Source organism: Halobaculum magnesiiphilum, assembly GCF_019823105.1.
Lineage (GTDB): Archaea > Halobacteriota > Halobacteria > Halobacteriales > Haloferacaceae > Halobaculum > Halobaculum magnesiiphilum.
Window position 1 is genome coordinate 974,296 of sequence record NZ_CP081958.1, and the last position, 25,940, is coordinate 1,000,235.

The 25,940-nt window shown below is 68.2% G+C and carries 27 protein-coding genes and 1 tRNA gene; 11 read left to right on the forward strand and 17 right to left on the reverse strand.

What is annotated here, in order from left to right; all coding sequences use genetic code 11:
* Nucleotides 1–69: 69 nt before the first annotated feature.
* Complete coding sequence (locus K6T50_RS04885) at nucleotides 70–1,413, forward strand: outer membrane protein assembly factor BamB family protein (protein WP_222608280.1); 1,344 nt, start codon at nucleotides 70–72, stop codon at nucleotides 1,411–1,413.
* A gap of 33 nt (nucleotides 1,414–1,446) precedes the next feature.
* On the opposite strand, the gene menD is transcribed toward K6T50_RS04885, so the two are convergent.
* The gene (gene menD / locus K6T50_RS04890; protein ID WP_222608281.1) at nucleotides 1,447–3,270 is read right to left on the reverse strand and encodes a 2-succinyl-5-enolpyruvyl-6-hydroxy-3-cyclohexene-1-carboxylic-acid synthase; all 1,824 of its coding nucleotides are present in this window, start codon (nucleotides 3,268–3,270) and stop codon (nucleotides 1,447–1,449) included.
* 152 nt (nucleotides 3,271–3,422) lie between these two features.
* On the opposite strand from menD, the gene K6T50_RS04895 reads away from it, so the two are divergent.
* Nucleotides 3,423–3,707, forward strand: a complete 285-nt coding sequence (locus K6T50_RS04895) for a DUF5789 family protein (protein ID WP_222608282.1) — start codon at nucleotides 3,423–3,425, stop codon at nucleotides 3,705–3,707.
* Between the two features lie 25 nt (nucleotides 3,708–3,732).
* Here the strand turns inward: K6T50_RS04895 and K6T50_RS04900 are convergent, their stop codons facing one another.
* The 3 genes from K6T50_RS04900 to K6T50_RS04910 form a co-directional block, all read right to left on the reverse strand.
* The gene (locus tag K6T50_RS04900; protein ID WP_222608283.1) at nucleotides 3,733–4,155 is read right to left on the reverse strand and encodes a CoA-binding protein; all 423 of its coding nucleotides are present in this window, start codon (nucleotides 4,153–4,155) and stop codon (nucleotides 3,733–3,735) included.
* Between the two features lie 549 nt (nucleotides 4,156–4,704).
* Nucleotides 4,705–5,313: an RAD55 family ATPase gene (locus K6T50_RS04905; RefSeq protein WP_222608284.1), complete on the reverse strand. Its 609-nt coding sequence runs from the start codon at nucleotides 5,311–5,313 to the stop codon at nucleotides 4,705–4,707.
* A 153-nt stretch (nucleotides 5,314–5,466) separates the two neighbouring features.
* Nucleotides 5,467–6,312, reverse strand: coding sequence for a geranylgeranylglycerol-phosphate geranylgeranyltransferase (locus K6T50_RS04910; protein WP_222608285.1), 846 nt, complete (start codon nucleotides 6,310–6,312; stop codon nucleotides 5,467–5,469).
* Between the two features lie 348 nt (nucleotides 6,313–6,660).
* On the opposite strand from K6T50_RS04910, the gene K6T50_RS04915 reads away from it, so the two are divergent.
* Nucleotides 6,661–6,735, forward strand: a tRNA-Arg gene (locus K6T50_RS04915).
* A gap of 457 nt (nucleotides 6,736–7,192) precedes the next feature.
* Here the strand turns inward: K6T50_RS04915 and K6T50_RS04920 are convergent.
* The 4 genes from K6T50_RS04920 to K6T50_RS04935 all read right to left on the reverse strand — a co-directional run bounded on the left by K6T50_RS04920 (nucleotide 7,193) and on the right by K6T50_RS04935 (nucleotide 10,117).
* A complete protein-coding gene (locus tag K6T50_RS04920; protein ID WP_222608286.1) occupies nucleotides 7,193–7,690 on the reverse strand; it encodes a hypothetical protein in 498 nt (165 codons plus the stop codon).
* A gap of 5 nt (nucleotides 7,691–7,695) precedes the next feature.
* Nucleotides 7,696–8,463: a methyltransferase domain-containing protein gene (locus K6T50_RS04925; protein WP_345778653.1), complete on the reverse strand. Its 768-nt coding sequence runs from the start codon at nucleotides 8,461–8,463 to the stop codon at nucleotides 7,696–7,698.
* A 12-nt stretch (nucleotides 8,464–8,475) separates the two neighbouring features.
* Nucleotides 8,476–9,081: an OsmC family protein gene (locus K6T50_RS04930; RefSeq protein ID WP_222608288.1), complete on the reverse strand. Its 606-nt coding sequence runs from the start codon at nucleotides 9,079–9,081 to the stop codon at nucleotides 8,476–8,478.
* Nucleotides 9,082–9,304: 223 nt separating this feature from the next.
* Nucleotides 9,305–10,117, reverse strand: a complete 813-nt coding sequence (locus tag K6T50_RS04935; RefSeq protein ID WP_222608289.1) for a helix-turn-helix transcriptional regulator — start codon at nucleotides 10,115–10,117, stop codon at nucleotides 9,305–9,307.
* 530 nt (nucleotides 10,118–10,647) lie between these two features.
* On the opposite strand from K6T50_RS04935, the gene K6T50_RS04940 reads away from it, so the two are divergent.
* The gene (locus tag K6T50_RS04940; protein WP_222608290.1) at nucleotides 10,648–11,025 is read left to right on the forward strand and encodes a cupin domain-containing protein; all 378 of its coding nucleotides are present in this window, start codon (nucleotides 10,648–10,650) and stop codon (nucleotides 11,023–11,025) included.
* A 6-nt stretch (nucleotides 11,026–11,031) separates the two neighbouring features.
* Complete coding sequence (locus K6T50_RS04945) at nucleotides 11,032–11,652, forward strand: cupin domain-containing protein (RefSeq protein ID WP_222608291.1); 621 nt, start codon at nucleotides 11,032–11,034, stop codon at nucleotides 11,650–11,652.
* 88 nt (nucleotides 11,653–11,740) lie between these two features.
* Here the strand turns inward: K6T50_RS04945 and K6T50_RS04950 are convergent, their stop codons facing one another.
* On the reverse strand, nucleotides 11,741–12,172 hold the full coding sequence (locus K6T50_RS04950; protein WP_222608292.1) for an ester cyclase: 432 nt from the start codon (nucleotides 12,170–12,172) through the stop codon (nucleotides 11,741–11,743).
* Between the two features lie 275 nt (nucleotides 12,173–12,447).
* On the opposite strand from K6T50_RS04950, the gene K6T50_RS04955 reads away from it, so the two are divergent.
* Nucleotides 12,448–13,308 carry a helix-turn-helix transcriptional regulator gene (locus K6T50_RS04955; protein WP_222608293.1) on the forward strand — a complete coding sequence of 287 codons (861 nt, stop codon included), beginning with the start codon at nucleotides 12,448–12,450 and terminating at the stop codon, nucleotides 13,306–13,308.
* Between the two features lie 398 nt (nucleotides 13,309–13,706).
* On the opposite strand, the gene K6T50_RS04960 is transcribed toward K6T50_RS04955, so the two are convergent.
* Nucleotides 13,707–14,621 carry a glycosyltransferase family 2 protein gene (locus K6T50_RS04960; RefSeq protein ID WP_222608294.1) on the reverse strand — a complete coding sequence of 305 codons (915 nt, stop codon included), beginning with the start codon at nucleotides 14,619–14,621 and terminating at the stop codon, nucleotides 13,707–13,709.
* Nucleotides 14,622–14,810: 189 nt separating this feature from the next.
* Between K6T50_RS04960 and K6T50_RS04965 the strand changes: the two genes are divergently transcribed.
* Both K6T50_RS04965 and K6T50_RS04970 read left to right on the forward strand, forming a co-directional pair.
* Entirely contained in the window at nucleotides 14,811–16,070 is a 1,260-nt protein-coding gene (locus tag K6T50_RS04965) for a hypothetical protein (protein WP_222608295.1), read from the forward strand.
* Nucleotides 16,071–16,331: 261 nt separating this feature from the next.
* Nucleotides 16,332–16,748: a carboxymuconolactone decarboxylase family protein gene (locus tag K6T50_RS04970; protein WP_222608296.1), complete on the forward strand. Its 417-nt coding sequence runs from the start codon at nucleotides 16,332–16,334 to the stop codon at nucleotides 16,746–16,748.
* A 54-nt stretch (nucleotides 16,749–16,802) separates the two neighbouring features.
* On the opposite strand, the gene K6T50_RS04975 is transcribed toward K6T50_RS04970, so the two are convergent.
* Both K6T50_RS04975 and K6T50_RS04980 read right to left on the reverse strand, forming a co-directional pair.
* On the reverse strand, nucleotides 16,803–17,018 hold the full coding sequence (locus K6T50_RS04975) for a DUF8149 family protein (RefSeq protein ID WP_222608297.1): 216 nt from the start codon (nucleotides 17,016–17,018) through the stop codon (nucleotides 16,803–16,805).
* A 104-nt stretch (nucleotides 17,019–17,122) separates the two neighbouring features.
* Nucleotides 17,123–18,358 carry an FtsZ/tubulin family protein gene (locus K6T50_RS04980; protein ID WP_222608298.1) on the reverse strand — a complete coding sequence of 412 codons (1,236 nt, stop codon included), beginning with the start codon at nucleotides 18,356–18,358 and terminating at the stop codon, nucleotides 17,123–17,125.
* 160 nt (nucleotides 18,359–18,518) lie between these two features.
* Here K6T50_RS04980 and K6T50_RS04985 point away from each other — a divergent pair, with 160 nt between their 5' ends.
* Nucleotides 18,519–19,055 carry a dihydrofolate reductase gene (locus tag K6T50_RS04985; RefSeq protein ID WP_222608299.1) on the forward strand — a complete coding sequence of 179 codons (537 nt, stop codon included), beginning with the start codon at nucleotides 18,519–18,521 and terminating at the stop codon, nucleotides 19,053–19,055.
* A 2-nt stretch (nucleotides 19,056–19,057) separates the two neighbouring features.
* Nucleotides 19,058–19,585: a hypothetical protein gene (locus tag K6T50_RS04990; protein ID WP_222608300.1), complete on the forward strand. Its 528-nt coding sequence runs from the start codon at nucleotides 19,058–19,060 to the stop codon at nucleotides 19,583–19,585.
* 52 nt (nucleotides 19,586–19,637) lie between these two features.
* On the opposite strand, the gene K6T50_RS04995 is transcribed toward K6T50_RS04990, so the two are convergent.
* The 5 genes from K6T50_RS04995 to K6T50_RS05015 form a co-directional block, all read right to left on the reverse strand.
* A complete protein-coding gene (locus K6T50_RS04995; protein ID WP_222608301.1) occupies nucleotides 19,638–20,471 on the reverse strand; it encodes an enoyl-CoA hydratase/isomerase family protein in 834 nt (277 codons plus the stop codon).
* Nucleotides 20,468–21,397 (reverse strand): 3-hydroxyacyl-CoA dehydrogenase family protein, encoded by a 930-nt coding sequence (locus K6T50_RS05000; protein ID WP_222608302.1) that lies wholly within the window; start codon nucleotides 21,395–21,397, stop codon nucleotides 20,468–20,470. The genes K6T50_RS04995 and K6T50_RS05000 overlap by 4 nt, the downstream gene beginning before the upstream one ends.
* Before the next feature lie 88 nt (nucleotides 21,398–21,485).
* A complete protein-coding gene (locus tag K6T50_RS05005) occupies nucleotides 21,486–22,880 on the reverse strand; it encodes an FAD-binding oxidoreductase (protein ID WP_222608303.1) in 1,395 nt (464 codons plus the stop codon).
* A 319-nt stretch (nucleotides 22,881–23,199) separates the two neighbouring features.
* Nucleotides 23,200–24,618: an MATE family efflux transporter gene (locus tag K6T50_RS05010; protein WP_425601403.1), complete on the reverse strand. Its 1,419-nt coding sequence runs from the start codon at nucleotides 24,616–24,618 to the stop codon at nucleotides 23,200–23,202.
* A 79-nt stretch (nucleotides 24,619–24,697) separates the two neighbouring features.
* Complete coding sequence (locus K6T50_RS05015) at nucleotides 24,698–25,156, reverse strand: hypothetical protein (RefSeq protein ID WP_222608305.1); 459 nt, start codon at nucleotides 25,154–25,156, stop codon at nucleotides 24,698–24,700.
* A gap of 127 nt (nucleotides 25,157–25,283) precedes the next feature.
* On the opposite strand from K6T50_RS05015, the gene K6T50_RS05020 reads away from it, so the two are divergent.
* Nucleotides 25,284–25,889, forward strand: coding sequence for a class I SAM-dependent methyltransferase (locus K6T50_RS05020; protein ID WP_222608306.1), 606 nt, complete (start codon nucleotides 25,284–25,286; stop codon nucleotides 25,887–25,889).
* Nucleotides 25,890–25,940: the final 51 nt, after the last annotated feature.

Below are 25,940 nucleotides of genomic sequence, written 5' to 3' on the forward strand. Positions count from 1 at the left end.
ATCGGCGCCCTCGCATCAAAAACCGTCGCCCCACAAGACCCATGCATCGCCGCCGCAGTCGGCCGGACGATGCCCTCCAGACGCGACGCGCTCGGTCTCTGCGGCGGCGCGCTCCTCGGGCTCGCCGGCTGTATCGGCCCCGAGGGCGGACGCACGGGGACCGCAGGGACAGGCGACCGAACGGACGGATCGGACGACTCAGACGCGGATCCGACGACCGGAGATACGAACACCGACTCCCCCGACCCCGGAACCGGCATCGAGGTCGAGGGCGGGTCGCTCGCGTGGGAGCGGGCCTTCGGCGACGACCTCGTCTCCGAGCCGGCGTTCGTCGACGGCACCGTCGCGGTCGCCGTCGGCACCGACGTGGTCGGGATCGACGCGGCCACCGGCGAGACCGCGTGGACGTTCGAGACGGCCGTCACGCTCGACGGCGACTACGAGTACGGCCGACCGACAGCCGACCTCCGCGTGCGCGACGGCACGCTGTACGTGCTCGTCGGGATCAGCGTCGGCACCGGCGCCCACGACCACGTGATGCACGCGCTGACGGCCGACGGCGACGAACGGTGGCGCTTCGGCACCGGCGTCTCCGGCTTTCACTCGTTCGTCGGCTTCGGCGACGGCGCCGTCGTCGTGGCGACGAACGACGACGCGATCAGCGCCGAACGGGACCACGCCGTCTTCGCGATCGAGACGGCCACCGGCGACGAGCGGTGGAGGGACGAGAGCGGCGACGCGATGGGCGGCGCCGTCGGCGACGGCGTCGCGCTCGTGGAGGCGGACCGCGCCGTCGACTGTTTCGACCTCGAAACGGGCGAACGGCGCTTCCGCTACGAGGCGCCCGAGGACGCGCGTGCGACCGCGACGGCCGTCGGCAACGGGCGCGCCTTCGTCGTCCTCGACCGCTACGATCCCGGGGCGGATCAGGCGACGATGGTGGTGGTGTCGACGGCCGACGGGAGCGCGCAGTGGGATCTCGCCGGGGAGGTCGTGACCTCGGTGCGCTACCGCGACGACTGTTACGTCGGCGGTGAGCGCGTCGCCCGGCTCGGCCCCGACGGAACCGAGCGTTGGTCGTACGACGGCGGCGGCCCCGTCTATCACGCGCCGTTCGACGCGGACGCCCTCTACACCGCCTCCGAGTCGCAGGTCGTTTCGCTCGCGCGGGACTCGGGAACCGAACGGTGGGACGCCGAGGCGACCGACCTCGCGATCCCCCGCGTCCGCGCCGGCGACGCGCTCGTCTCCATGGACGGCGACGCTCGGGCAGTGTTCGCCCACGACGCCGGCGACGGGGAAGAGCTGTGGCGCGCGACGGTTCCCGGCGGCTACCCGCCGACCCCGACGGCCGGCCCCGACGGCGCGTACGTCGCGACCACCGCGGGCGGCGTCGGAAAGATCGGCTTCTGAGGAACGAACGCGGACACGGGGTGGCCCGTCGACTCAGTCCAGGTCGGCGACGCGCTCGGCCACTTCGTCGGCGATTTCCTCGCGCACGCGATGGCTCGACTCGGCATCGCTCACGACCTCGATCACGTCCGTCCCCGCGCTCGCGACGCTCTCGCGGTACAGGTCACGGAACCCCTCGCGGTCGTGGCCCTCGACGCGCGCGAACGACAGGTCGTACAGGTCCCCGGTCGGCTCGAAGTCGAGGTCGTGGGGCGTCTTGAACTGGCCCGTGAACGGCGGGTCGAAGTCCTCGATGGGGAGCATGTGGAAGATGCCGCCGCCGTCGTTGTTGATCAGGACCACCGTCGCGTCCACGTCACACCGCTCCAGCGCGAGCAGGCCGTTCATGTCGTGGTAGTACGCCAGGTCCCCCGTCACGAGCGTCAGGTCGTCGGTCGTCGCCGACCCGGCGCCAAGCGCCGTCGAGACGACCCCGTCGATGCCGGAGGCGCCGCGGTTGCCGAGCATCGTCAGCCCCTTGGCCGCGGGGGCGGCGAAGCGGTCGGCGTCGCGGACGGGCATCGAGTTCGAGACGAACACGGTCGACGGCTCCGGGGCGATCTCGGCCACGTCGGCGAGCACGCGCCCCTCGAAGAAGCGACCCTCGCCGGCGGCGGCGTCGCCGGCGACGGACTCGACGGCGTCCCAGTGGGCGGCCTCGGCGGCCTCCCAGCGCTCGCGCCACGCCGTCGAGTCGGAGTCGGAGCCGGAAGCACCCCCGGCCCCGCCGGCTCCCACCTGCCGCGAGAGCGCGCCACAAAGCCGCGAGGGGTCGGCGACGACGAGGTCCGTCGCCGTGAACTCGGCCTCGCGCCAGGCGCCGGCGGGGTCGACGAGCAGTTGCCGGGCGTCGGTCCCCGCGAGGTACTTGCGCAGCGGTTTCGAGGTCGGCGAGGCGCCGAACCGGAGCACGACCTCCGGCTCGGGCCAGTAGTTGGCCGCGCCGTTCGCGAGGAACCCGTCGTAGCCGCCGAGGACCGGGGCGACCCGGACGGACGAGCCGAACCGAAGCCCCGAGACCGGGTCCGCGAGCACGGGGAAGCCGGTCGCGTGCGCCAGCGCGGTGACGGCCTGCGGGTCCGGGCCGGGCGGGTCCGCGGGGCCGGCGACGATCAGGCCGCGCTCGGCGTCGAGGGCGCGCGCGAGGCGCTGAAGGTCGCGGTCGTCGGGCATCGGGTGGCCGGCGGTCGTCGAGACGAACGCGCGGTCGCCGTCGCGACCCGCGGCGGCGAGCGCCGGGAGGTCTGCCGGTACGTCGTCCTCGACCTCGACGGGCTCCAGCGGCTTGCGGAACGGGACGTTCAGGTGGACCGGGCCGGCGGGGGTTCCCTCCGCAGTCGAGACGGCGCGCGCGAGGTCGGTGCGCAGCGATCGGAGCTTGCGGTCGTCGGCCTCGGGCTCCGGGAGGTCCTTGTACCAGCGGACGGCGTCGCCGTACAGCTTCTCCTGGTCGACGGTCTGGTTCGCGCCGGAGTCGCGCAGCTCCGGGGGTCGGTCCGCGGTCAGGAGGAGCATCGGCACCCGAGAGTTCGCGGCCTCCATCACGGCGGGGTGGAAGTTCGCGGCGGCGGTGCCGGAGGTGCACACCAGCGGCGTCGCCTCGCCGGTTCGGCGGGCGCGGCCGAGCGCGAAGAACGCGGAGGCGCGCTCGTCGAGGTGGGAGAATACGTGGATGTCGGGGTGGTCGGCGAACGCGACGGTGAGGGGGGTCGAGCGCGATCCGGGGGTGATGCAGACTGCGTCGACGCCGGCGGCGGCGAGTTCGTCGGCGACGGCGCGGCCCCACAGCGCGTTCCGGTTCGGGGCGTGTCCGGTCATGTGCCGGCGTTCGGCCGGGGCGCGGATAAACGGGCCGTGTCCGGATCGAGGCGCCGTCGGCGACCGTCGCGGGGCCAACGGCGTCACCCGCGTAGCTAGCCGACAGTAACCCGGGAACCAGACACTTGTCCGGAACTCGCGTGTCTCCGTCCATGCGACTCTCGGAGACCCGCGAGGCGTTCGCCGACCGGCTGACGTTCCCGATAGACCGCGAGACCGTGATCGAGCGCGTCGGCGACGTGACGCTCGACGCGCCGAACGGCGAGAACACGACCGTCGCGGCCGTGCTCGACCGGTCGGACCCGACGACCTACGAGTCGGTCGAGGAACTGCACGACACGCTCGTCGGCCTCGTCGACGACGCGTTCATCGGACGCAAGTACTACGACGACCGCGGCGACCAGACGGGGATCCCCACCGACCAGGAGTCGTTCTGACCGGCCGCCCGCCGGAGGCGGGTTCTCAGGCGACGAGCCGGCCGTGTTCGACCTTCATGCATCGGTCCTGCGTCGTCAGCAGGCCGGCGTCCTCGGCGCGCGCGAGCGCATCGTCGTCGGTGATCCCGAGCTGGAGCCACACTCCCTCGACATCGCCGCGGTCCTCGCGACGCGTGAGCACGTCGTCGACGATGCCCGCGACCTCGTCGCTCGGGCGGAACACGTCGACCAGCGCGATCTCCTCCTCCACGTCCGCCAGCGAGTCGTACGCCTCGCGGCCGAGGATCTCGTCGGCGTAGGGGTTCACCGGGATCACCTCGTAGCCGTGCTCCTGCAGGTACTTCGGGATGTCGTGGGCGGCCTTGCCGGGCGTGCTCGAACAGCCGACGACCGCGACGGGATCCATCGAGAGCAGTTCGCGCAGGCCGTCGTCGTCGGTGACTGGCATACCCGTAGATGCGTCGTGTCGGGGCAAAAGGGTTCGTGCGTCGGCCGAACTCAGGTGTCGGCGCGCGTCGGCGCGGCTCCGTCCGCGCCGGGAGCGCGCGAGGGGCGAGGTGCGAGCCGGGGTTCTCGTGAGCGGAGTCGTTCGAAAGGCGCTACGCGCCTTTCGTGATGACGAGAGAGCTTCGCTCTCTCGAACCACGAACGAGAGCACGGAAGACGAGCGAGGCGAGTCTTCCGGAGGCGAGCACCGAGTCGGCTGGGGAGGCTCACGTGAACGGAGTGAACGTGAGTTCGTCGGAGCTTGCTCCGGCGTAAGTGTGGCTGCGTCGCGGTCGCGGCGGGTGGGACTGAAAGGGGCCGCGTCGCTCGCGGATCGAGGCGACAGAAGCACGTGAGGGAGCGAAGCGACCGAGCGTGCGCAGCGAGCCGCAGACCGCGAGCGACGCGGGGGCTTTCGAGGACGGTGTCGACTGGCCCCGACGAGGAGCTAGCTGCTATCGAGTCAGTTAGAAGAGAACGGACTGACCACGAACTCGGAAGGACCCGACTACTACGCGTTCGCCAGCCGAACCGACGGCTCGCCGTCCTCGCTCGTCTCGATGATGCCGTCGAACAACTGCTTCAGCGTGTTCATCGTCTGGTCGTCGTGGGCCGTCGAGTCGATGCAGTACAGCCCGAGCCCGTCGACGCTCTGGACCCGGCCGGTGAACACGTGGAGGAAGCGGAACACGGTCTGCAGGTCCGAGTACATGAGCAGGGTCGACAGCGAGTGAACCATTACGCGGTTCTTCCGGATGCCACGGTCCTTGTAGAACGCCTCCAGGAACGACGAGAGCTTGATCCCGATGCCGGTCATGTCGACCGGCGAGGAGGTGTACTTGATGCGGTCGCTGTCGCGCACGTCGTTGACGCCCTGCTGACGGGTGACGGTGTCGACGACGGCGACCGGGCGGCCCTCGTACTGCTCGCGCTTGGCGAACTGCTTGAGCAGGCGGTCGGCCGAGTCCTTGGTCGTCACCATGATCGCCCCCTCGTCGTTGCGCGTTCCCTCCGCGAGCACGTCGAGCGCGAGGTCGCGCTTCCCGCTCAGGGGCGGCCCGGTGAGAAGCACGTTCGACCCGGGCTCGATTTCGGTCCCGAGGGCCTCGACCTCATACATAGGGTGCCCCCGCGGACCGATCGGCGCAGACGGCGCGCTCTCGCGGGCTCGTCGTTCGCTCCGTCTCGCCGGGAGTCATCCAACTACCTCTTGGTTGCTGTGAGCCGGTATTATTCTTTATGATTGGTTGGACGACGTGACGGGCCTCCACGGCTATCCCACCACCGTCGCGACCCGGCCCGCGACGAACGCCGCCGCCGCCAGGAACGTGCCGCGTTTGATCCACCGCTGTGCCGTCCCGGGGTCCCGGAACCCCCACGCGGTCGCCCCCAGCATCGCCGCGTCCGCCGGAAGGACGACCGCCACATACGCGAGGCCGAAGGTCCCGTCGACGTACGGGACCGCGCTCGCCAGCGTCGCCGCCGCCATCGCGACCGTCGCGAGCGCCAGTGCCGGACGCTCCCCGGCGACGATGGGGAGCGTCCGCAGCCCCTCCTCGCGGTCGCCGGCCACGTCCTCCACGTCCTTCACGACCTCGCGGGCGAACGTCGCCGTCGCGGCCAGCCCGAACAGCGTCGGCGTCGGCGCCGCGATCGGTCCGACCGCCGCGGCGCCGAAGAGGAACGTCGAGCCGGTGAGGTACGCGACGACGAGGTTCCCCACCGCCGGCAACCCCTTGAACAGCTGCGTGTACGCCAGCAGCGCCAGGAGGTTCACCACCGCGATCGCCAGCGCCAGGGTCGGCAGCGACAGCGCCGCGACGGTCGCGATCAGGAACAGGGCGGCCGCGAACGTGGCGGCCGGACGCGCGGAGACGCGGCCGCTCGGGATCGGACGGTCGGGGCGATTTACGGCGTCGATGTCGCGGTCGAAGTAGTCGTTGACCGCGTTGCCCGCGCCGGTCGCCGCCGCGGTCGCGACCACGGCGAGCGTGACGGCCCACGGGCTGTCGAGCCCGCCGGCGACGAACGAGCCGACGAACGTGAGCGCGCCCGCCGCGACCGCGTTGCCGACGCGGGCGAGCTCGAGGTAGCCGCCGATCGTCCGTGTCGCGTTCATCGTTCGCGGTCACCGGGCGGTCGGGGATAAAGGACGCGGGACGGCGTCGCCGCTGTCCGTGGTCCGAATACGTGAGCGGCAGAGTGTGAGTGAGAGAGTGTTCGGGCGGTGGAGCCCGAACGTTCCGGTGCCACTATTCCGGCGGTGATCTGCGACCGCGCGGAGAGCCCGACACCGGAACCCAACCCAACATGGAACCGACGCCCGACCGACTGCCCGCCTCCGCCCCGACCGTTGGTGGCCGTCGTCGCCGATCGGTCACTAACGAGTGTTGTATATATATCTTCGCCTCGGATCGGCGGTCAAAAGCGCGGGAGTTAAACGGGACTGTCGGATACCAACGTGCGAGGGCGCTTAGCTCAGTCTGGACAGAGTGCTTGGCTTCGGACCAAGTTGCCGCGGGTTCAAATCCTGCAGCGCCCATCGTTCTGCGACGAACGAAGTGAGGAGCGAACGATCTCGCGGGAAGGATTTGAACCAGACGAGTCGCAGCGCCGAGCGGAGCGAGGCGACCGTCTCGGCGTGGTTCACGGTCCTGCAGCGCCCATAGAGTTCACCGTTCGTAATAGACGGTTCACGAGTAGATCGTGGCCACGTTTCTCCGCGGGGCGAGGTTCTGATGACACGGGTTCCTGCGACGCATCAGAAGTCTATTAGCAGTCACGGCTCGTTGTCATTGACTCTTCCCCGCCTTTCGTTCTCCGAACGAATGGTTTCGAACGCTCGGATGGCCCAGTGGACGGTTACACCGATACCGACGACGACGAGTAGATGAAGGATCACCCGAAACAGGTACTCCCCAAGGGTCACCCCCTGACCAGTGTGCAGTACGACGCCCGATATCGAACTCATACATGAAGGCAGGGCTCGGTGAGATCAGCTACGTAGTCTGAACTCCTCGGTACGACAATACGACCCCGACGATGAAGACGATCGTCGCCAGGTAGATCGGTCCGAGATGCGTCACCCAATCGTGAGCGAACGCATCTCCCGTCCAATGCATCGGTAACGCGAGCGCCAAGCCGACGACGGCACTGATGATCGCCGTTGCCCACGCCCACGTGAGCCCCTGGCGTACGCCGTACCACGAGAGGCCCGCGACGGCGATACCCGTTGAGATGATGAACGCAGCGGTGGCGACGTGGAGGTGACTAATGTAGTACGCCACCGTCGGATCGAGATCGGCGGCCGTCATCCCGGCCAGTGTACTGACTCCGAGTTCGAATCCGCTCCCCACGAAATTCAACACGAGAAATACGATCCCGTAGCCGACGAACGCGATCCCGGGGAGGGCCATCAGTGCCGCTCCGTTTCGGACCTGTGACTCGAACTGGACCTGTTCTCCCTGTTCGTCCGTGACTGATTGTTCTGTCGCCATGAGGTTCACTTTATTGCCCCGACCGTGACGCTCTTGACACCGTACTTCCCGCACGCGTTGGCCGCCCGATCAGAGAGGAATTCGTACTGTGTGTTCTCTCGGGTCTCCGTCACTGAGAAGCCAGCAGCTTCGATGAGCCTCGTGTAGCTGCCGATCTGTTCGGCACCACCGATACAGGCGGCCCACAGGTCCGCGTCGGACTTGATGCTCTCGGGCATCCGTTGTTCACTGACGATGTCGGAGAGAGCCAGCTGTCCGCCCGGTTTGAGCACCCGGTTCGCCTCCTCGAAGACCGTTCTCTTCTCGGCGGAAAGGTTGAGTACGCCGTTCGAGATCACCGCGTCGAACGAGGCGTCCTCGAACGGGAGCTCCTCGATATACCCTTCGCGGAAGGTGACGTTGTGGAAGCCGTTGTCCGTTGCGAGGTCGTTGGCCTTCTCGACTTGCTCCGTAGTCATATCGATGCCCGTCACTGCACCGGTCTCAGTTACGTGTAGCCCGGCGACGAAGGCGTCCATCCCCGAGCCACTGCCGAGGTCAAGCACGTCCGCACCTGATTCAAGCTCTGCCACGTCGAAGTAGTAGCCAACGCCCGCGAACGAGTCGATGGCCACGTCCGGGACGTAGTCGAGATCGTCGGGGTCGTACCCGAGGCGGACGGCGAGATCGCGGCCCGTCTCGAAGTGGAACTCGGCGTCGGAGGACTCCGCGACCTCCTGATACATCGACTTGACCTCGCGTTCGAGTTTGTCCGTGTCGAGTGCTTCGCTCATCGGTGGTCTCCGTTAGTCGTCGCCCGCCACCTCGGCGGGAGTTGCGACGGTCATCTCGACGTTCTGGGCAAGCGAGACGAGCGTGTAGACGGGTGCCCGCCGTGCCCACTCGTCGATCTGGTCCTGATCGAGGTCCGCGCCGTCTATCTCGACTTCGGCGGTGAGGTTCTCGAAGGCAGAGTCGGCCTCTTTGAGTTCCGTGAGGCTGAACAGAACCGCCGGATCGAAATCGGTCCGGACGCGCGTCTGGAGGTGGTCGATGTCCACATCGCTGGCGGCGGCGTTGATCGTGATGCCGACGTTGATACAGGCGGCCAGCGCCGACAGCGCCGCTTCAATCGGCTCCATCCGGTCGGTCGCGCCGATCCACCCACTAGCGTGCAACACTTCCTTCCAGCCGCCGTAGGGAATCGTGTATTCTCGCGTTTCACGGGCTATTGTCTCGCCTCCGAGCTCGTAGCTATCGATCTTTGCCAAGCTATGGGCAGCCGTCCCTTCGTAGGTTGCTGACGCCCCGAGGCCAAGCTGGACAGCTTCGGGCACCTCAGCTGCGTGTTCGGTGAACCCTTCGAGTGTTTCGAGGTCGATGCCGTGCGATGTTCGCTGGTCGTCGGTCATTTGTCTCCGCTCCCTGCCAGAGACACTACGATAGGGAAGATACTGTAGTTAATTTGTGATAGTTCGCCAGGAACTACAGGTCTGGCAGTCACTGGAAAAGTATCACCTCCTGCGATCCGAGGTCGGTTTGGATCGAACCTCCCCGGCTCGACTCCGAGATGAACTCCTCAGAACAAGCCGAGATTCCAATACGGTATGAACCGATCACATCAGTCGTCTTCGTTTACAGGGGTTCGACTGGCTGACCCTCCGACACGTACGTTTCGCACACCGACTGTGCCCACTCGCGGACAGCCGCTACGTCGGTGTCGATCAATACGTGGACCGTCCCACTGTCCTGTTCGTAACAGCTGATGGTGACACGCTCATCGAGAAGACCGGTTCCACATGGGGGGAGGGCATCGTGCTCCAGAACGGTGAAATTGTCCTGTTGCATCATGTCTGCGCTGTGCTCCGGGTACGTCGAAAGAAAGTACGTATGGCTCTCTGGTCTAGCCACCAAAACTACGTCGACTCCCTCGTCAACCAGTTGAACGAGAACCTCAAAGCACGGTTCCATCAAGGCAATCTCAGGACGAATTAAGCGAAGTTCGTTCGTCTCCGTGAGAAGCGACTCGAATCGGTCGATCGGGCGGTACGGTGAATCGGGTTCGGCGACAGTGATCGTCATCGCTTCCCACGTCTCGATGGACAATTCGCTGACCTCGTCGGGAAGCCAGTGCCAGATATCACGCAATTTCCGCTCTATTTCGACCTGTTCGATCAGGTCTTCCATTCCTGAAGCGATCACCTCCCCGAGCCGTGTCGCTGTATATTGGTAGCCGTCTTTGCGGATCCAGATCCGGGCTTCGAACTCGTCCAACGTCCGCCGCATTGTGGAGGACGAAACACCGCCCAGCTCACAGAGTTCAGAGCGACTCCGAGGACGCTCCGTCAGCGCGATTAGTGTCGGGACCCGGTGTTCGGACCGCGCGAGATACGCGATGTCACCGATCGGTGACACCGCATTTTGGTGTGGTATGCTATCGTGGCCCATGAATCGAGTACGGATACGAGCCTGAAAACGATTTACCCCACCGACACGACGATCGATAACAGAGTAGCCGAGTCACTTGCTGTGGTTGCCGAGGCGGGCAATTCGTGTGACGCTGCGCGATGTCTCTCTCATCCGATCACAGGACAGTATGTCGAGTGCCTAATTCTGATCACGAAAACGCTCGAATTCGGCCGCCTCACGTCTGAAAGGTCGATTCGTTTGACCGTCGAACCGGAGCCTGCGGCGCTCATATTTTCGAGAGGTGTACTCGCCCGACTGCGGCGAGGTTGTCCTTGACACGGGCAGTTTCTCCGTGATCATCTCAGCGTACCATCGTTCAACTCCGCTCGGCACGTTGTAGAGGAGCGGACTTCTATCGCCTTCTATTCACTCGTGGCGTGTTCACACGATGAACAGCGAAGCTACCGTGAACGAAGTAAGCCCCATACTATCATCGTGAGTCGAACCGATGAACGAGACGCCCCACGACTATGCCGTCCCCAACCACTCCCAACGAAGGCGGATCAGTGATGACCTACACACGGATCTCTGCCGACGCGGATGGAGAGTCGCATTTCAGCGACGAGCAGGTTGCGCTCGACAAGGCTGATATCGCTCCACCGGCTCCCCCGGTGAATATGTCTTCGCCCACACCCGCCGAGAACGTCTCATTCGTGACGTTGCCCGCTGGGTGGCCCGAGGATGTGGACGACCCACACGTCGCCCCGGCCCGTAATTACTGGATCGTACTGGCCGGAGAGATGGAAGTCAGCGCCAGCGACGGAGAGAGACGGCAGTTCCCGCCGGGAAGCGTCCTTCTGGCGGAGGATACGAGCGGCAGCGGGCATACGACGACCGTCGTCGGCGATGATCCGGTGGAACTGGCCGTCGTCGAGACGGCGGACTGAGCGTCGGTGAACCGCTTGGAGAATACTGCTGCTCAACAGCTCATACCTTCACAACGAGCAGATGTCATGCACCTACCAACCGAGATCAGTAATCCGGGGACGGGCGAACGAATCGTCTTCGACGAAGATGCCTCAAACGATGAGAGACTGGTGTGGAACGAGTGGCGGCCGGCAGACAGAGAACCACCGCCAGCGCACTACCACCCCGCTACGGAGGAGCGGTTCGTCGTTCACGAGGGACACCTCGTCGTGCAGATCAACGGAATCGACAACCGCATCGACGCTGGTGAGGAAATCGTCGTCCCTGCGGGGGAACCCCACGTCTCGTACACGGAGGCAGAATCCACGTACTTCCGACGCGAAGTTGCTCCACCCGGACGGTGGCGGGAGGCACTGACCGCGCGGTTCGGCGCCGCGCACGCCCACGGCGACCACTCGGGCTTCAGCAACCTGCTTCAGACGGTCCTGCTGCTTCGGGAGTATCCGGAGGTGGTCGTTCCTGCACGGCCGCCACGCTCCGTCCAGCGTGTCCTGTTTCCGGTTCTCGCCGCGGTCGCCCGGGTGACGGGCCGGACGGCTCACTGCCCGTATCCACAGGAGAATGTGCCCCGGGAGGAAGTACACTGAACAGTACTGTCGTGTACCGGACCCTGGAAACACCACCACGTGGACGTTCCAGTAAGACACGAGCGAGAAGGTGAGAGACACGCGTGCGCTATGCAATCGGCTCGTCGATTACGTCGAGTTGCTGAAGTGCGGCGAGGAAGTTCCAGGTGGCCCACGTTTCCGCGATCTTCCCGTCCCTGATGCGGTGCATGGCGGTACCGGGAATTTCCATTCTCTCGTCTGTCGGATCGACACCCCGGAAGACGCCCTCGTGCGTGCCCGTCATCGTCCCTTCGAACGCCACCAGGTCGTCCTCGGCAATGAGTTCGCCAATGAGGACTTCGCTGTCGGGGAACGCCTCGTGAAGTCGCTGTAGTGCCGTAATGAACGGCTCCGGACCCTGTTCGGCGACGTCAGCATCCGGGTCGTGTCGCGTATAATCGGCGGTGAACAGCGCTCTCACCTGGTCGTAGTTCTGGGCGTTCGCCTCGCTGATGAACCGCCGAACGAGTTCTTTGTTCTCTTGAACTGTTGTTGCCATAGGTTCTCCGCGGAGTCACGGACTCCACATCTCTCTCGGCGGAGGAGGCTATTCGCAATATCCCCTGAACACTGCTCACAGTGTGAACGAAGCATTCGAGACGAGAATGGGCCTATCCAGTGAACTGTTCCGGGACGACTCCGATCTGTTGGGGCATTCCGAAAGTGCCGTACACTTCCCCGGTTTTAGCTATCGGGCCGGTTCCCCCGATCGATCGACATCCCCGCGAGGTGGTCACCCTATGCTATTTAGTGTGGTATGTGTTATCAATATACATGAACTCGGCACTCGATGACGTCGCGTTTCTTGCGTTGTCCGAGAACCGAATCGACCTCCTCACGGTGCTGAGCGACGAGCGAACGCACACGCGTGACGAGTTGATGGATGCCACCGATGCTTCGCGCCCGACGCTGGCCCGGATTCTCGACGACTTCGAAGCGCGTGTCTGGATCACCCAGCACGGACAGAGCGCACGGATCACGTCACTCGGTACGTGGGTTCACGACGAGTTCACCGACTTACTGGAGATGATGGACACCGCACGACAACTGCGTACCGTCGAACAGTGGCTCTCGACGGACACGCTGGCATTCGAGCTGAGTTGTCTCACCGATGCAACAGTCACGCTGCCAAGCCGGAACAATCCGCTCGCGCCGATGCTCCGCGCGAGTGAGCTTGAGCGCACTGCTCGGCAGTCACGGGTCCTTACACATGCGCTCCCGCTCCCGTGTCTGAACGCACACTGGGAGGCGATCACGACCGGTACCCATCAGTTCGAGGCAGTGGTCACGCCGAACGTCGTCGAAACGATGACCGAGCCGGCACACCGTTCACAGTTCACGGATATTCTCACAGATGACCAAGCAACGGTGTTCGTCGCCGAGGAACCCATTGCAGATGTTGTCGGGATTAACGATGGCGTCGTGTACTTTGGAATCGATGACGACAAGGGCGCTCCGCTCGCTCTGATCGAAACCGACGACGAGACGGTTCGTAATTGGGCTGAGGAGAGGTTCGAGTCGTATCGGGAGACCTCCTCACTCCTGACACAGGACAGATTTGTACAGAGACAGGAGACGACGCACGATCCGGAGCGGATACAGGAGCGTATGTGTGCTGAAACATCTGATACATGATTGTCCTACCTCACAAGAGACAGAGCAGAGATATCGCATCGAAGGCGCAGATATCTGTATTGAGCGGTAGATGCAACTGGTGTGAGACGGTCGAACCGGAGCCTGCAGCGGCCATAGATTTGCGGTACAATAATCGCCCGACGGTGCGGCGATTCTCGCTCGAACGGGCCTGATTTTGCGTTCGTTTCGACGCCCGCTTGGGTGAGTGGATCTCTCAGGTGTTCGCGTACAGCCAAACTCGTCCCGTTCCGGAAGATCGATCGCCGATCGACACAACACCCTCCCGATCTGTCGGGACGATCGTGTTCACATCGCCAGATTCGTGTCGCGCTCGTTCACGAAGCGGGACTCATCCAGTGACTCAGGGCGGGTCGTCGCCGGGGTGCTGCGTGGGATCGCTACTCGACGACCTCGACGTCGAACTTCCCGTGCCAGCGATAGCGCCGGCCGCCCCAGACGAACGTCCGGCGGACGAGCCCGTAGAACAGGAGGGGGACGAACACGAACAGCGACGGGTAGGCCAGCACGGCCGTCCACCGGCGAACGCCAAGGACCTCGTTGACGGCGAGGTGCACCAGCGTCAGAATCACCGCCGCAGGCAACGGAGCCGACACCGCACCCACGAGGACGAGCAGCGAAAAGACGCATATCCCGGCGACGGTCCCGGGGAAGTGCCACCGGAGGATCTGCGTCCACCGGACCGGGCGTTCGATCGCCTCGCGAATGGTCCCCCCGATGGGGACGATGCGCGTTCGGCCGACCGTCGTCACCTGGAGGTACTCCATGAGGAGCCCATCGTCACTGACGGTCCGCCGAAGGTCGTCGAGAAACGCGGCCTCGTCGATGTCGGTTCGCTCGAACACGACCGCGCCGCCCCAGATCTGGTTGCCGAGGTACAGTCCCAGCGAGCCTGCCGATGCGTACAGCGGTTCGAGGAGCACCGAGAGAGGGTCTCGACCGACGAAGTACGGCACCTCCGACACCGGCCCGTGTGTCTCGTAGTCCGCGGTGAAGGTCGCCAGCCAGTCCGGGGGATGGTGGAAGTCGTCGTCCGTCCAGACGAGTCGGTCGTGGCGCGCGGCCCCCATCCCGGCAGCGATGGCGTTGGCCTTTCCCGAGCACTGCTCCGGTTCACCGGCCGCGACGAGGCGGACGCCCTCGGGGTGGTCCTTCCGTTCGGCGACGGGGTCGCCCTCGTCGTCGTGGACGATCAACAGCTCGTCGCCGGCCCCGAGTTGGGCGGCCAGCTCCGCGCACGCGTCGGTCCACCGCGTCGTCGGCAGGAGGACGCTCGTCGGCGGCCGGTCGGACATGGTAGTGACCTCTGATGACAGGGAGATAAATGGACGGATCCCCCCGACCCAGTACGTCCGGGACGAACCGCTGCCGTATTCAGCACGCCCGTAGCGGCCGGAGGAAATCGAACGGGGGAATGAGCCGACCCGCTCCCGAGGTTCCCGAGAGCCGAATCTTCATGTCCCCGCCGTCGAAAGCCGGATTCGATGGCAAGCGCGGCGCGCTCGCTGACGGAACCGCAGGTCCTCGCGCACACGAAGCGCCGCCTCTTCCCCGACGACGCCGACGACGGGTACGCCGTCGTCGACACGCAGTTCGCCGCCGACCGGTGGCTCGCCGACGGAGCGATCGATTCGAGCGTCACGGAACTGCTCGCGCCGTTCAACCACGTCCGCGTCGGCTCGGGGTACCCGGACCTGGTCGGCGTTCGCGTCCTCGATCCGGATCTCCTGGCCGTCGACCGGCTGGGGGAGGAGCCGCCGCTCGTCGCCGTCGAGGCGAAGGGGTACGACGACCGCGGCGGCGTCGACGTGGAGCGCGGCGTCGTCCAGGCGTACGACCGACTCGACGAGGCCAACGCCGTGTACGTCGCGGCGCCCGTCGCCTCGATCGGCGGGTCGGTCCGGACGCTCGCTCGCGAACTCAACGTCGGCGTCCTCGCCGTCGACGCCGACGGCGCGGTCGACGCCGTCGAGGTGCCGCGCGTCGTCGGCAACCGGACGACGAGCGAGACGACCGCGATCCGGTTTCAGGCGAGCGCGCAGGGCGTCGCCGACAAGTCGTTCGGCCTCAACCACCCGAAGAACTACCTCGCGTATCCGCTGGCGCTGTACCACCCCGACGAGACGGAGCGCGTGCTCTCCGAGCACGTCGTTCGCGCCGTCGACGCCGCTCGCACCGGCGCCGCGTTTCTGAACCTCGTCGAGGAGCGACCCGACGGGGTGCGGCTGACGCCGCTGGGGAAGGAAGTCGTTCGGTTCGCGCTCGCGGAGTACGGCTCCGTCGAGTCCGCGTTGGCCGAGTTCGACGAGTGGAAGCGGTCACGGAGGCGGTTTTCCGACATCGCGCCAAAGTGGGGGCTGCTCACCCGCAGGGTGGTCTACGCGTATCCGGCGACGCAACTGCTCGTCGAGGAGCTCCAGCGCCTCCACGAGGACGGCGTCCCAGAGCCGACGCTGCCGCAGGTCGTCGAGTACCTCCACGAGCTGCACCCCTCGTTCACGGTCGAGCTGTTCGTCCGCGGCGACGACGACGTTCGGGGCCGCGTGTTGGACGCGGACGGCGAACTCCAGCGCGCGGCGCTGACCGACGGAGACGTGTATCACGCGCCCACGGTGTTCCAACTCAAGGCCATGCTGTATCACGCGGGAATTCTGACGACCCGCGGAACCGAGCCCTCGAACCTGGATCCGACGGCCGACACGTGGGCGCTCCGGGAGCAAGTGAGCCCTACCGGGGGGCGATAGCTGCTGATCCGGGCGTGGGGTCGCGTTCGTGGACGACGAGTTCGCCTCCGAGCGACGAGTCGGCGAAGGACACCCTACCGCCGCAAGGGTGAGCCTGTCGTCGGAGTTCGCGCGCCTGATCGGAGTCGATATCGAGTCGTCCGGCTGACAGTACTGCAGCCCGTGCCCGACCGTACCGGATCCTTCCCGATTCATAACAAAGCAGCGGCGACGCGTTACGGGTCACGCGTGGCGGGCCGTCCGTCACCGGAGACACCAGACATGGCGACAACATCGACGGCGGACTCGTACGACGACACCGTGACGGAGATCGAGGAGACGCTCGGGATAGTTCCGGGCTTCTTCGGCGACATGCACCGTGACGACCTGGTCAACGAGTGGCCGACCTTCAAGCGGATGGCGCTGGGTGAGACGACGATCCCGGCCAAGTATAAGGAATTGATCAACCTCGCGGTCGCGGCGAACCTGAAGTGTCCGTATTGCATCCACTTCCACCGCGAGGCGGCGAAACTACACGGCGCGACCGACGAGGAGCTGACGGAGCTGTCGTTCCTGGCCGGCTACACGCCGCGGTACAGCAGCATGCTTCACGCCCAGGAGTACGACCTCGATCAGTTCGAGGAGGAAGTCGAGCAGATCGGCGCCCACCTCCAGTCGCAGATGGCGGCCGACGACTGATCGCCGAGTACAATTTTCGTCGATTCGCCGAGCGCGATTCCCCCGATCCCCCGCTTACTCCTCGTCCAGCAGTCCCATGTCCTCGACGACCAGATCGGCGATCCGGTCGGCGAGCGCGGGGTCGACGACGGCGACGTCCTCCCCGTCGTGGCGCGTCTCGTTGTGTCGCTCCAGTTGGTCGGCGAGGTCCGACAGCGGGACGCGCGTCCGGGTGTCGCACTCCTCGCAGACGATGGGTACTGTGGGGTCGTCGTCCCCGTCGGTGGACATACACGGCGCTCGCGCGGGCATCGTCATGAACGGGTCGGTTCGGTCGTCCGCGACGGGCGACATCGCCGCGGGCGGAACTTCGGACCACGCGGCCGCCGCGTCGGTTACTCCAGCCGCGTGGGATCGACCTCGTCCCCGAGCGCGGCGAGACGGTCGGCGGTCGAGATCCCGGACAGCAGCACCGTGACCCGGAACTCCTCGGCGGTCGGGTCGGGGTAGTCGCCCCAGCGGATCTCGGGCACGCCCGTCTCCTCCTCGATGAGACCGCGCGCGCGTTCGAGCCCGCGGCGACTGAGCCACGCCGGCGGCGCGTGGAAGACGACGGCCGCGCGCGACGCGCTGGTGAGATCACACGGGAGGCTGAGCTGATGTGAGATCGCCTTCCGGGCGGCGTTGGTGGCGACCGACACCGCCTCCCCCTCGTCGACGGCGGGCCCGTCAGCGCCCCCGATGCGGTCGATCAGGCCGCCGACGAACCCCTCCCGGCGGCCGTTCTCCACCTCGGCCCCCGCGGAACCGAGCGCCGTGACGCCGCCGGCGCCGAGGGTGTTCGTCAGTTCGCTGGCGTCGAGCACGCGCTCGGGCGTCGGGTCGGCGGCCTCGCCGGCGGCCAGAAGCGGGGCGAGCCGCCCCGCGACGGCGTCGTCCAGCCGCGGCCACGCCGCCGCGTAGGAGGCGCCGCTGGCGCGCCACACGTCGAGATCGGCGAGCAGGAGATCGTCGCTCGCGGCCGAGAGCGCGCGAACCGCCCCCGCGGCGTTGGACGAGAGCGGGCGGGCGGGTCGCTCCGAACGGTCCTCAGCGTCGCCGTTGCCGGTGGCGGCGCCGTCACCGTTGGCGTCGCCGGAACCGGAACCTCGCGATCGCTTCGGTCCGTCCGTCGTCGCGTCGGTGGCGGCGCCGTCGCCGCCGGACTCGGCGACGCCCGGGAGCACCCCGAGCGCGTACACCGGCGTGCCCGTCACCTGCCCGAGCAGGTCGACGACCGCCGGGGCGACGCCGGCGGCGGTGCCGCCGCCGAGCGCGGCGCACACGAGCGCGGCGTCCGTTCGCCCGACCGGGAGCGAGTCGACCGCCGCCTGGAGCTCCGGGCGCTCCTCGCGGGCGATCTCCGACGCGAGGTTCGCGTCGCCGGCGGTGCCCTCGCCCTCGGTGTGGACCGCGCCGATCAGATGGCGGTCGTCCTCGTCGACGCGTTCAAGCGCCGCGAGATCGCCGGCGTCGGTGTCGATCGCGACCGCGTCGGCGACGTAGTCCACGGCACGTCCCCCCTCGTCCGCCAGCAGCGCGTCCGCCAGCGCGGTGCCGCCGCCGCCGACGCCGACGATTCCGATCTGCATATCGAGTGAACGCGGCCCCCGCGAGTACATAATCGTGATGGAGCCAGCGGGCCGCGATAGTGCTCGGAGAGGATCGGCGCGACCCGAACGGCTCGACCCGAACGGCCCGACCCCGGGGAACGGGGAAAAGCGGTTTGTCGCGCGCCGCCGTGGTCGCCGTATGGTCGAACTCGTGTCCGTCGCCGCCGTCGCCGACAACGGCGTCATCGGCGACGACGGCGAACTCCCGTGGCCCTCGATCCCCGAAGACAAACGGCAGTATCGCGACCGGACCGCGGACCATCCGGTGATCCTCGGCCGGACGACGTTCGAGTCGATGCTCGACGACCTCCCGGGGTCCGCGCAGATCGTCCTCTCGCGCAGCGTCGACTCCGTCGAGGTCGACTCGGCCCGCGTCGCCGCCGACGTGGACGAGGCGGTCGCGATCGCCGAGTCGCTCGACGCCGACACCGCCTACGTGATCGGCGGGGGCGCGATCTACGAGCTGTTCCAGCCGCACGTCGACCGGATGGCCCTCAGCCGCGTCCACGGCGAGTACGAGGGCGACACCACCTACCCCGACTGGGACGAGGCCGACTGGGAGCTCATCGAGTCGACCGAGTACGACCGCTTCACGCTGGAGGAGTGGGTCCGGGTCGACGGCGAGGACGACGCCGAGGACGCGGACGACCCGGACGACTTGACCGGAGCGTCGTAACCGTGCTGCGGCGAACCCGCGAGACCGCGCCCGCCGGGCTCGTCCCCCTGGCGTGGGGGTTCACGATCGCCGCCCACCTCGGGCTCGTCGCTGACCGGCCGGTCCTGATCGCGCATCTCGTGATGGACGTGCTGCTCGTCGCCTTCGTCGCCCTGTCGTGGTCCGACATGGCCGCGGGCGTCCTCCGGGCGTGGCGACTGGTGATCCTCGTCGGGATCCCCGTCACGCTCGCGGGCACGGTCGGCCTCCTCGTCGCCGGCGACCCCGCGTCGTCCCCGCTGGTCGCGACCTCGCTCGTCGGCTGGACGCTCCTCCCCGTACCCGCGCTGTGGTACACCGGTCGCGAGTCCCGAGGGGTCGCGCAAACGGTGAACTACACGGCCGCGGGGCTGGCGGCTGCGGGCGCGCTCGTCCACCTCGGCGGCCTCGTCGCCGGCGCTGTCCCCGACTCGAGGATCCGGATCGCGGGCCTCGCGCTCGTCGGCGTCGGGCAGACGGTCGGCATCGTCGACGCGGCGGTGCGGTACTGATTCCGCCCACGGTCGGGGGGCGTCCGCCCGGTCCCCGAACGAGGCTCCGTCGCTACCGTCCCTCCCACTCGGGCTCGCGATCGTCGAGGAACGCGTCGATGCCCTCGTCCTTGTCCCGCGTCGCGAACAGCCCGACGAACAGCTCCGACTCGTAGTCGAGCCCCTCGTCCAGGCCCATCCGCGATGCGGCCCGCACCGCCTTCTTCGCGTGCTCCTGCGCGACGGGGCTCTTGTCGGCCATCGACGCCGCCAGATCGTACACGCTGTCGTCGAAGTCGCCGTCGCCGTACACCTCGTCGACGAGGCCGATGTCGGCGGCCTCGGCGGCGTCGATCAGCTCACCCGAGCAGATCAGCTTCATCGCCTGTCCCTCGCCGACGAGCCTGACGAGCCGCTGGGTGCCGCCCCCGCCGGGAATGAGCCCGAGGGAGATCTCCGGCTGGCCGAGCTTCGCGCGCTCGTGGGCGATCCGAACGTCGCACGCCTGCGCGAGTTCGCAGCCGCCGCCGAGCGCGTGGCCGTTGATCCGCGCGATCACCGGCTGTCTGAGGTCGGCGACGCGCTCGTACACCCGGGGGCGCTCGCTCGCGCGCCGCTGCTCGACCATGTCGCGCTCGCGCAGCTCGGTCACGTCCGCGCCGGCGACGAACGCCTTCGCCTCGTCGCTGCCGGTGAGCACGACCACCCGAACGTCGCTTCCCTCGGCCTCGACGGCGTCGAGGACGCGCGTCAGTTCCTCGCGAAGCTGCGCGTTCAGGGCGTTGCGGGCGTCCGGCCGCGAGAGCGTGACCGTGGCGACGCCGTCGGCGCGGTCGCCGACCGCGCAGTCGACGAACTCGCAGTCGGCGGCGACGGCCGCGGGGTCGGAATCGGGTTCGCCGGTCATCGCTCCTCCCCCGCGTCGTCGTCCGGTTTCGTCGACTCGTCGGCCGACCGTATCGCCTCGCCGGCCGGCCGCACCGCCTCGCCGTCCTCCCAAACGTAGAACCCCTCGCCGGTCTTCTTCCCCAGCTTGCCGGCGCGAACCTTCCGCTTGAGCGCCTGCGGCGGGCGGAAGCGCTCCCCCAACTCCCCGCGCAGGTGCTCCAGCACGTCGAGGCGCACGTCCAGCCCGACCACGTCCGTCAGCTTCAGCGGCCCCATCGGATGGTTGTACCCGAGTTCCATCGCCGCGTCGATGTCGGCCGCGCTCGCGACGCCCGCCTCGTGCATCCGGATCGCCTCTGCGCCGAGCGCGACGCCGAGCCGCGAGGAGGCGAAGCCGGGGGAGTCGCGCACCTCGACGGCGGTCTTGTCCAGCGACTCGACGAACGAGCGCGCCGTCTCCAACGCCGCCCCGTCGGTCCGCTCGGCGACGACGACCTCGACCAGTCCCATGAGATGAACCGGGTTGAAGAAGTGGAGGCCGAGCAGGCGCTCGGGGCGGTCGAGCGCGCTCGCCAGTTCTGTCACCGACAGCGCGGACGTGTTCGACGCCAGCACCGCGTCGGCGGCGACGTGACCCTCGGCCTCGCCGAGCACGTCCTTCTTGAGGTCCATGTCCTCCGGCACCGCCTCGATCACGAGGTCGGCGCCGTCGGCTGCCGCGGCCAGGTCCGTGGTGCCGGTGATCCGGTCGAGGGCGGCCTCGCGCTCGGCCGGCTCCACCTTCCCGCGCTCGACGCCCTCCGAGAGAGTGTCGTCGATGTCGGCGACGGCGTCCTCGACGTACGACTCCTCCACGTCACGCAGCGCGACGTCGTGGCCGGCGCTCGCGGCCGCCTGCGCGATGCCGGCGCCCATCGTCCCCGCGCCCAGTACCGTGACTCGCATAGCGGGAAGGCGCCGCGGGCGGGCATAAGGGTGGGTGGTGGCGCCCGGCGGGTCGGCCTCGACGCCAGTCGAGCGTCGAGCGACCCGCCTACACGGTCGGCTCGACGTTGTGGTTCAGCCGGAACACGTTCTCCGGGTCCCAGGCGTTCTTCACCTCGACGAGCCGGTCGTAGTTCTCGCGGTAGGCGGCCTGGCTGTCGCCGACCTCCTCGGGGACGAAGTTGGCGTAGACACCGCCGGTCGCGTGCGGGGTCATCGTCTCGTGCATCTCGCGAGCCCACGCGATGCACTCCTCGTCGCGCTCGGGGTCCTCCCACTGTGTGTGGAGGTTCATCGTGAACTCGGCGTCGCGGTGGGGGTAGGCCGTCGCGTCGACGGGCACGTCGTTGATCGCCCCGCCGAGCTGGGCGCAGGCGATCTCCGTGCCCTCCGAGGGGATCGTCTCGCCGTACTCGACGAAGTTGTCGATCATGCCGTCGGTCAGCTCGACGAAGTTGTGGGACTTCCAGTAGTTCCGTTTCCCCGCCGGCGCCAGGCCGTCAAGCGCCTGCTGCCACCCGGCGTACGGGTGCGGTCCGACCGCGTCGGCGATGGGGTCGCCGATGTCACGGAACGGCCGGAGCGCCCGCTCGCCCTCCTCCATCCCTCCCGCGTAGAACGCCGCCAGGATGAGGACCTTTCGACCGTGCCACTCCTCCGGAATGAACGGCAGCGGCGGGGCGTGCCTGATGACGAACCACACCGCGGCCTCGTCGGGTGCGTCGGCGGCCAGGTCGCGATACTCCGAGAGCACCGCCGCCGTGTCCTCGAAGGGGTGGACGATCGGGCCCGACAGCACCGTCGGGCCGACCTCGTGGAGGGCGAACTCGAAGGACGTGACAACGCCGAAGTTGCCGCCGCCGCCCCTGAGGCCCCAGAAGAGGTCCTCGTTCTCCGTCTCGCTCGCGTGGACGAGGTCGCCGTCCTCGGTGACGACATCGGCCGAAACGAGGTTGTCGACGGTCATCCCGTGGCGCCGCGAGAGCCACCCGAACCCGCCGCCGAGCGTCAGTCCGGCGACGCCGGTCGTCGAGTTGAACCCGACCGGCGTCGCGAGGCCGAACGCCTGCGTCTCGTGGTCGAGTTCGTTGAGGAGAACGCCCGGCTCGACCCGCGCGGTCCTCGCGGCCGGGTCGACGCGGACCGCGTCCATCGGCGAGAGATCGATCGTGAGCGCGTCGTCAGCGACCCCCCTGCCGGCGATGTTGTGCCCGCCGCCCTTCACCGAGATGGGATAGTCGTGTTCCGTCGCGAAGCGGACCGCGGCGATAACGTCCGCGGTCCCGGCGCATCGGACGACGAGCGCCGGCCGCTCGTCGACCGTCGCGTTCCAGACCGTCCGCGCCTCGTCGTACCCATCCTCGCCCGGCTGCAGGACCGTTCCGCGCAGCGTGTCCGCGAACTCGTCGACCGTCGCATCCGCTGACACCCCCGTTGTTGTCATACGTCGGCGTGGACCTGTGGTCGGTTAGTAATACCAACCGTACCGCCGAGCGTCGGACTGCCCGAGGCAGTAGAGTCGGGTTCGGTCGGTCGGATCCGTCCGAGTACGGAGTCGGTTCCGGTACTCGCGAGGTAGGACCGGTACTTGTGAGGTAGGACCGGAACTCGCGAAATAAGAGCGTGCTTTCCGCCGGTACGGGAGCGCATCACCGGGTGAGGGGTGGTGATCGGCGGCAGTGTGAATCGGGTCCCGTCCCTCGGTAGCGTCGTCGGACTCGACGGGATGGCTTCCCACCCCGGGAGGTTCGGTTCGAGGCGGCTCAGTCCCCGGGGCTCGGCCGGTATGACCGACTGACCGCCTTCCAGCGGTTCGAACGGAACCGACGGAGGTTCACCGCCAGCGGCACCGCCGTCTCCGCCAACAGCGAGAGGAGGAGGCCGCCGACCCCGAGCGCGGGGATGACGGTTCCGGCCCACGCCAGCGGCAGCGCCGCGAGGTACGCGCCCGCCAGCGTCGCGACGAACGGAACGCGCGTGTCGCCGGCGCCGCGCAGCGTCCCCGTGATCGACCCGTCGACGCCGAGGGCGACGACCGAGATCGCCGCGACCCGGACGAAGTCGGCCGACAGCGCCAGGTTCGCGGGGTCGTCGACGAACACGGCCGCGATCGGCTCGGCCAGAGCGACGACGACCGCGGCGGCGACGAGGTACACGAGCAGCGACAGCCGGGTGATCCCACGGCCGTACGCCTCGGCCTCGCTCTCGTCGCCGCGGCCGAGCTCCTGCCCGACCAGGGTCGAGGCGGCGATGGAGAACCCCCAGGAGAAGCTCCCGAGCAGTGCGCGCACCTGCCGGCCGACGCCGACGGCCGCGACCGCGACCGGGCCGAACGTCGCCGCGATCGCCAGCAGGGGGAAGACGACGAGCCCCTGTGCGGCGCGGCGGGCGACCAGCGGGGCGGATACGCGCCCGATCTGCGTCAGGAGTTCGCGGTCGTGGGGCGACCCGCGGAGGCGAAGCGGCACCGGGCTCGCGCCGCGCCCGCGGAGGTAGCTCCGGCCGGTCATCCCCCAGGCGAACACGACCGTCACGAGCCCCGTCGCCAGCGCCGTGCCCAGCGCCGCGCCGGCGACGCCCATGTCGAACCCGAGGACGAACGTCGCCGACAGCGCGATGTTGGCGATCCCGCCGCCCGCGCGGACGACCATCGGCGTGACGGTGTCGCTGACGCCCGCGTACGTCCGGCTGGCGATCAGGTTCAGGAACTCGAACAGCAGGCCGGGCGCGACCACCGCGAGGTACGTCGCGCCGTAGCCGATCGCCGTTTCGTCGCCGCCGAGCAGGCCGACGAGCGGTTCGGCCGCGAGGCCGAACGCCGCGACCGCGGGCACCGCGAGCGCCAGCGCGATGAGGACGCTGAGACGGACGACCGCGGCCGCGCGCTCGTCGTCGCCGCCGCCGTAGTTCTGCGAGACGAGCGCGACCGTGCCGCCCGCGAGGCCGATGGCGACGAACTTCGCGGCCATCCAGAACGCGTTCGCGAGCGTCAGCCCCGCGACCGCCGTCGGCCCGATGACGAGCCCCACGAGCGCGAGGTCGACCGTCCGCTTCGACATGATGGCGAAGCCGGTGACGATCCGCGGCCACGCCAGGTCCGTCGTCGCGCGCAGGCGCGACTCGTCGATGACGCCCGCGGCCGCCAGCGCCGCGGCGACGGCGGCGCCGACGCGGCGAAGCAGAGACACGTGCGTGGCGAGGGGCGGGCGCGGCTAATCGGTTCCGTTCGGGGACGCGGGCTGCCGGACCGTCGGGGGCCGGTTACGAGAGCAATAGCCCCGCGACCGCGCCGGTCGTGAGCACGGTCAGCGCGTCCGCGGTCGGGCCGCTCCACCCCTCGTCGGTCACGAGAAAGCGGCCGCGCTCGCGGACGGTCTCGGGGTCGGCCGCCACCGCGAGGTCGCCGTTCGACAACGCCGCCCAGTAGGCGAGCGGCGCGATCGCGAGCAGGCGGAGGTCCGACCCGGCGGGCAACGCGGCGTCCAGGACCGCGGCGACGCCGACGTACGCCAGCGGCGCGAGCGCGACGACACGGACGACCGCCGCCGGCGTCGACCCGGGGACCTCGGCGTCGAAGCGTCCGAGCGGCCTGCCGGCCCCCTCCCACGCCGGCAGGACCTCGACCTCGGCGTCGAGGCCGAACAGCCGCGCGGCCGCGGCGTGGGCCGCCTCGTGGGGAAGCACCGCGACCGCGACGGCGAACCGGGCGATGCGGGACACGTCCGAGGTTTGCGCCCGAGGCGGATAGGCGTTGTCCGCCGCAGCGACGGTCGGTTCGGCGCGTGTCCGTCGGGTCGGGCGCGGCGGCAGTCGGAAGGGTTCTCCGTGCTCATCCCCTTTCGATCCCATGAACGCAGACGACCTCCGCGAGGCCTGGGCGGACCGCACCGGGGAGTTCTCCCCGCGGTACTACGCGCACTACGGCCCCAACGAGGTGAGCGAGGTCGTCGCCGACCGCCTCGGCGGCGCCGTCGGCCGCGACGCGCGCGTGCTGGAACTCGGCTGTGGCTCCGGCCGCCACCTCGCGCACCTCCACGACGAGGGGTTCGCCGACCTCTCGGGCGTCGACATCAACCCCGACTCCTTCGACGTGCTCCGCGAGGAGTACCCCGACCTCGCCGACGACGGGTCGTTCCACGCCGGCGCCATCGCCGACGTGCTCCCGGCGTTCGAGGACGGGGCGTTCGACGCGGTCTACTCGGTGGAGACGCTCCAGCACGTCCACCCCGAGGAGATGTCCGCGACCTTCGACGAGGTCGCCCGCGTCGCCGGCGACCTGCTCGTGACGGTGGAACTGGAGGGCGACGCGAACGGCGGCATCGTCGAGGTGGACGACGGCCTCCCGCTGTATCGCCACGACTGGGGGTCGGTGTTCGAGTCGCGGGGGTTCGACCAGGTCGCCGTCGAGACCCTTGGGTACGACACGGTCCGGGTGTTCAGGCGCGCCGACTGACCGCGGGTCACGGCGAACCCGGACGCGCCGCGCGGGGTTGAAGTGCGCCGA

Excerpts from the sequence above, each read along its gene's own strand:
- K6T50_RS04930 (WP_222608288.1), bottom strand. The coding sequence starts at position 9,081 with ATGACCGACGACCAGCGAACATCGCACGGCATCGACCTCGAAACACTC.
- K6T50_RS04995 (WP_222608301.1), bottom strand. The coding sequence starts at position 20,471 with ATGACCGGCGAACCCGATTCCGACCCCGCGGCCGTCGCCGCCGACTGC.
- K6T50_RS05005 (WP_222608303.1), bottom strand. The coding sequence starts at position 22,880 with ATGACAACAACGGGGGTGTCAGCGGATGCGACGGTCGACGAGTTCGCG.
- K6T50_RS04920 (WP_222608286.1), bottom strand. The coding sequence starts at position 7,690 with ATGGCGACAGAACAATCAGTCACGGACGAACAGGGAGAACAGGTCCAG.
- menD (WP_222608281.1), bottom strand. The coding sequence starts at position 3,270 with ATGACCGGACACGCCCCGAACCGGAACGCGCTGTGGGGCCGCGCCGTC.
- K6T50_RS04925 (WP_345778653.1), bottom strand. The coding sequence starts at position 8,463 with ATGAGCGAAGCACTCGACACGGACAAACTCGAACGCGAGGTCAAGTCG.
- K6T50_RS04910 (WP_222608285.1), bottom strand. The coding sequence starts at position 6,312 with ATGAACGCGACACGGACGATCGGCGGCTACCTCGAGCTCGCCCGCGTC.
- K6T50_RS04895 (WP_222608282.1), top strand. The coding sequence starts at position 3,423 with ATGCGACTCTCGGAGACCCGCGAGGCGTTCGCCGACCGGCTGACGTTC.
- K6T50_RS04975 (WP_222608297.1), bottom strand. The coding sequence starts at position 17,018 with ATGTCCACCGACGGGGACGACGACCCCACAGTACCCATCGTCTGCGAG.
- K6T50_RS04965 (WP_222608295.1), top strand. The coding sequence starts at position 14,811 with ATGGCAAGCGCGGCGCGCTCGCTGACGGAACCGCAGGTCCTCGCGCAC.
- K6T50_RS05020 (WP_222608306.1), top strand. The coding sequence starts at position 25,284 with ATGAACGCAGACGACCTCCGCGAGGCCTGGGCGGACCGCACCGGGGAG.
- K6T50_RS04985 (WP_222608299.1), top strand. The coding sequence starts at position 18,519 with ATGGTCGAACTCGTGTCCGTCGCCGCCGTCGCCGACAACGGCGTCATC.
- K6T50_RS04905 (WP_222608284.1), bottom strand. The coding sequence starts at position 5,313 with ATGTATGAGGTCGAGGCCCTCGGGACCGAAATCGAGCCCGGGTCGAAC.
- K6T50_RS04960 (WP_222608294.1), bottom strand. The coding sequence starts at position 14,621 with ATGTCCGACCGGCCGCCGACGAGCGTCCTCCTGCCGACGACGCGGTGG.
- K6T50_RS04900 (WP_222608283.1), bottom strand. The coding sequence starts at position 4,155 with ATGCCAGTCACCGACGACGACGGCCTGCGCGAACTGCTCTCGATGGAT.
- K6T50_RS04970 (WP_222608296.1), top strand. The coding sequence starts at position 16,332 with ATGGCGACAACATCGACGGCGGACTCGTACGACGACACCGTGACGGAG.
- K6T50_RS04955 (WP_222608293.1), top strand. The coding sequence starts at position 12,448 with ATGAACTCGGCACTCGATGACGTCGCGTTTCTTGCGTTGTCCGAGAAC.
- K6T50_RS05000 (WP_222608302.1), bottom strand. The coding sequence starts at position 21,397 with ATGCGAGTCACGGTACTGGGCGCGGGGACGATGGGCGCCGGCATCGCG.
- K6T50_RS04980 (WP_222608298.1), bottom strand. The coding sequence starts at position 18,358 with ATGCAGATCGGAATCGTCGGCGTCGGCGGCGGCGGCACCGCGCTGGCG.
- K6T50_RS04885 (WP_222608280.1), top strand. The coding sequence starts at position 70 with ATGCCCTCCAGACGCGACGCGCTCGGTCTCTGCGGCGGCGCGCTCCTC.
- K6T50_RS04950 (WP_222608292.1), bottom strand. The coding sequence starts at position 12,172 with ATGGCAACAACAGTTCAAGAGAACAAAGAACTCGTTCGGCGGTTCATC.
- K6T50_RS04935 (WP_222608289.1), bottom strand. The coding sequence starts at position 10,117 with ATGGGCCACGATAGCATACCACACCAAAATGCGGTGTCACCGATCGGT.
- K6T50_RS04940 (WP_222608290.1), top strand. The coding sequence starts at position 10,648 with ATGACCTACACACGGATCTCTGCCGACGCGGATGGAGAGTCGCATTTC.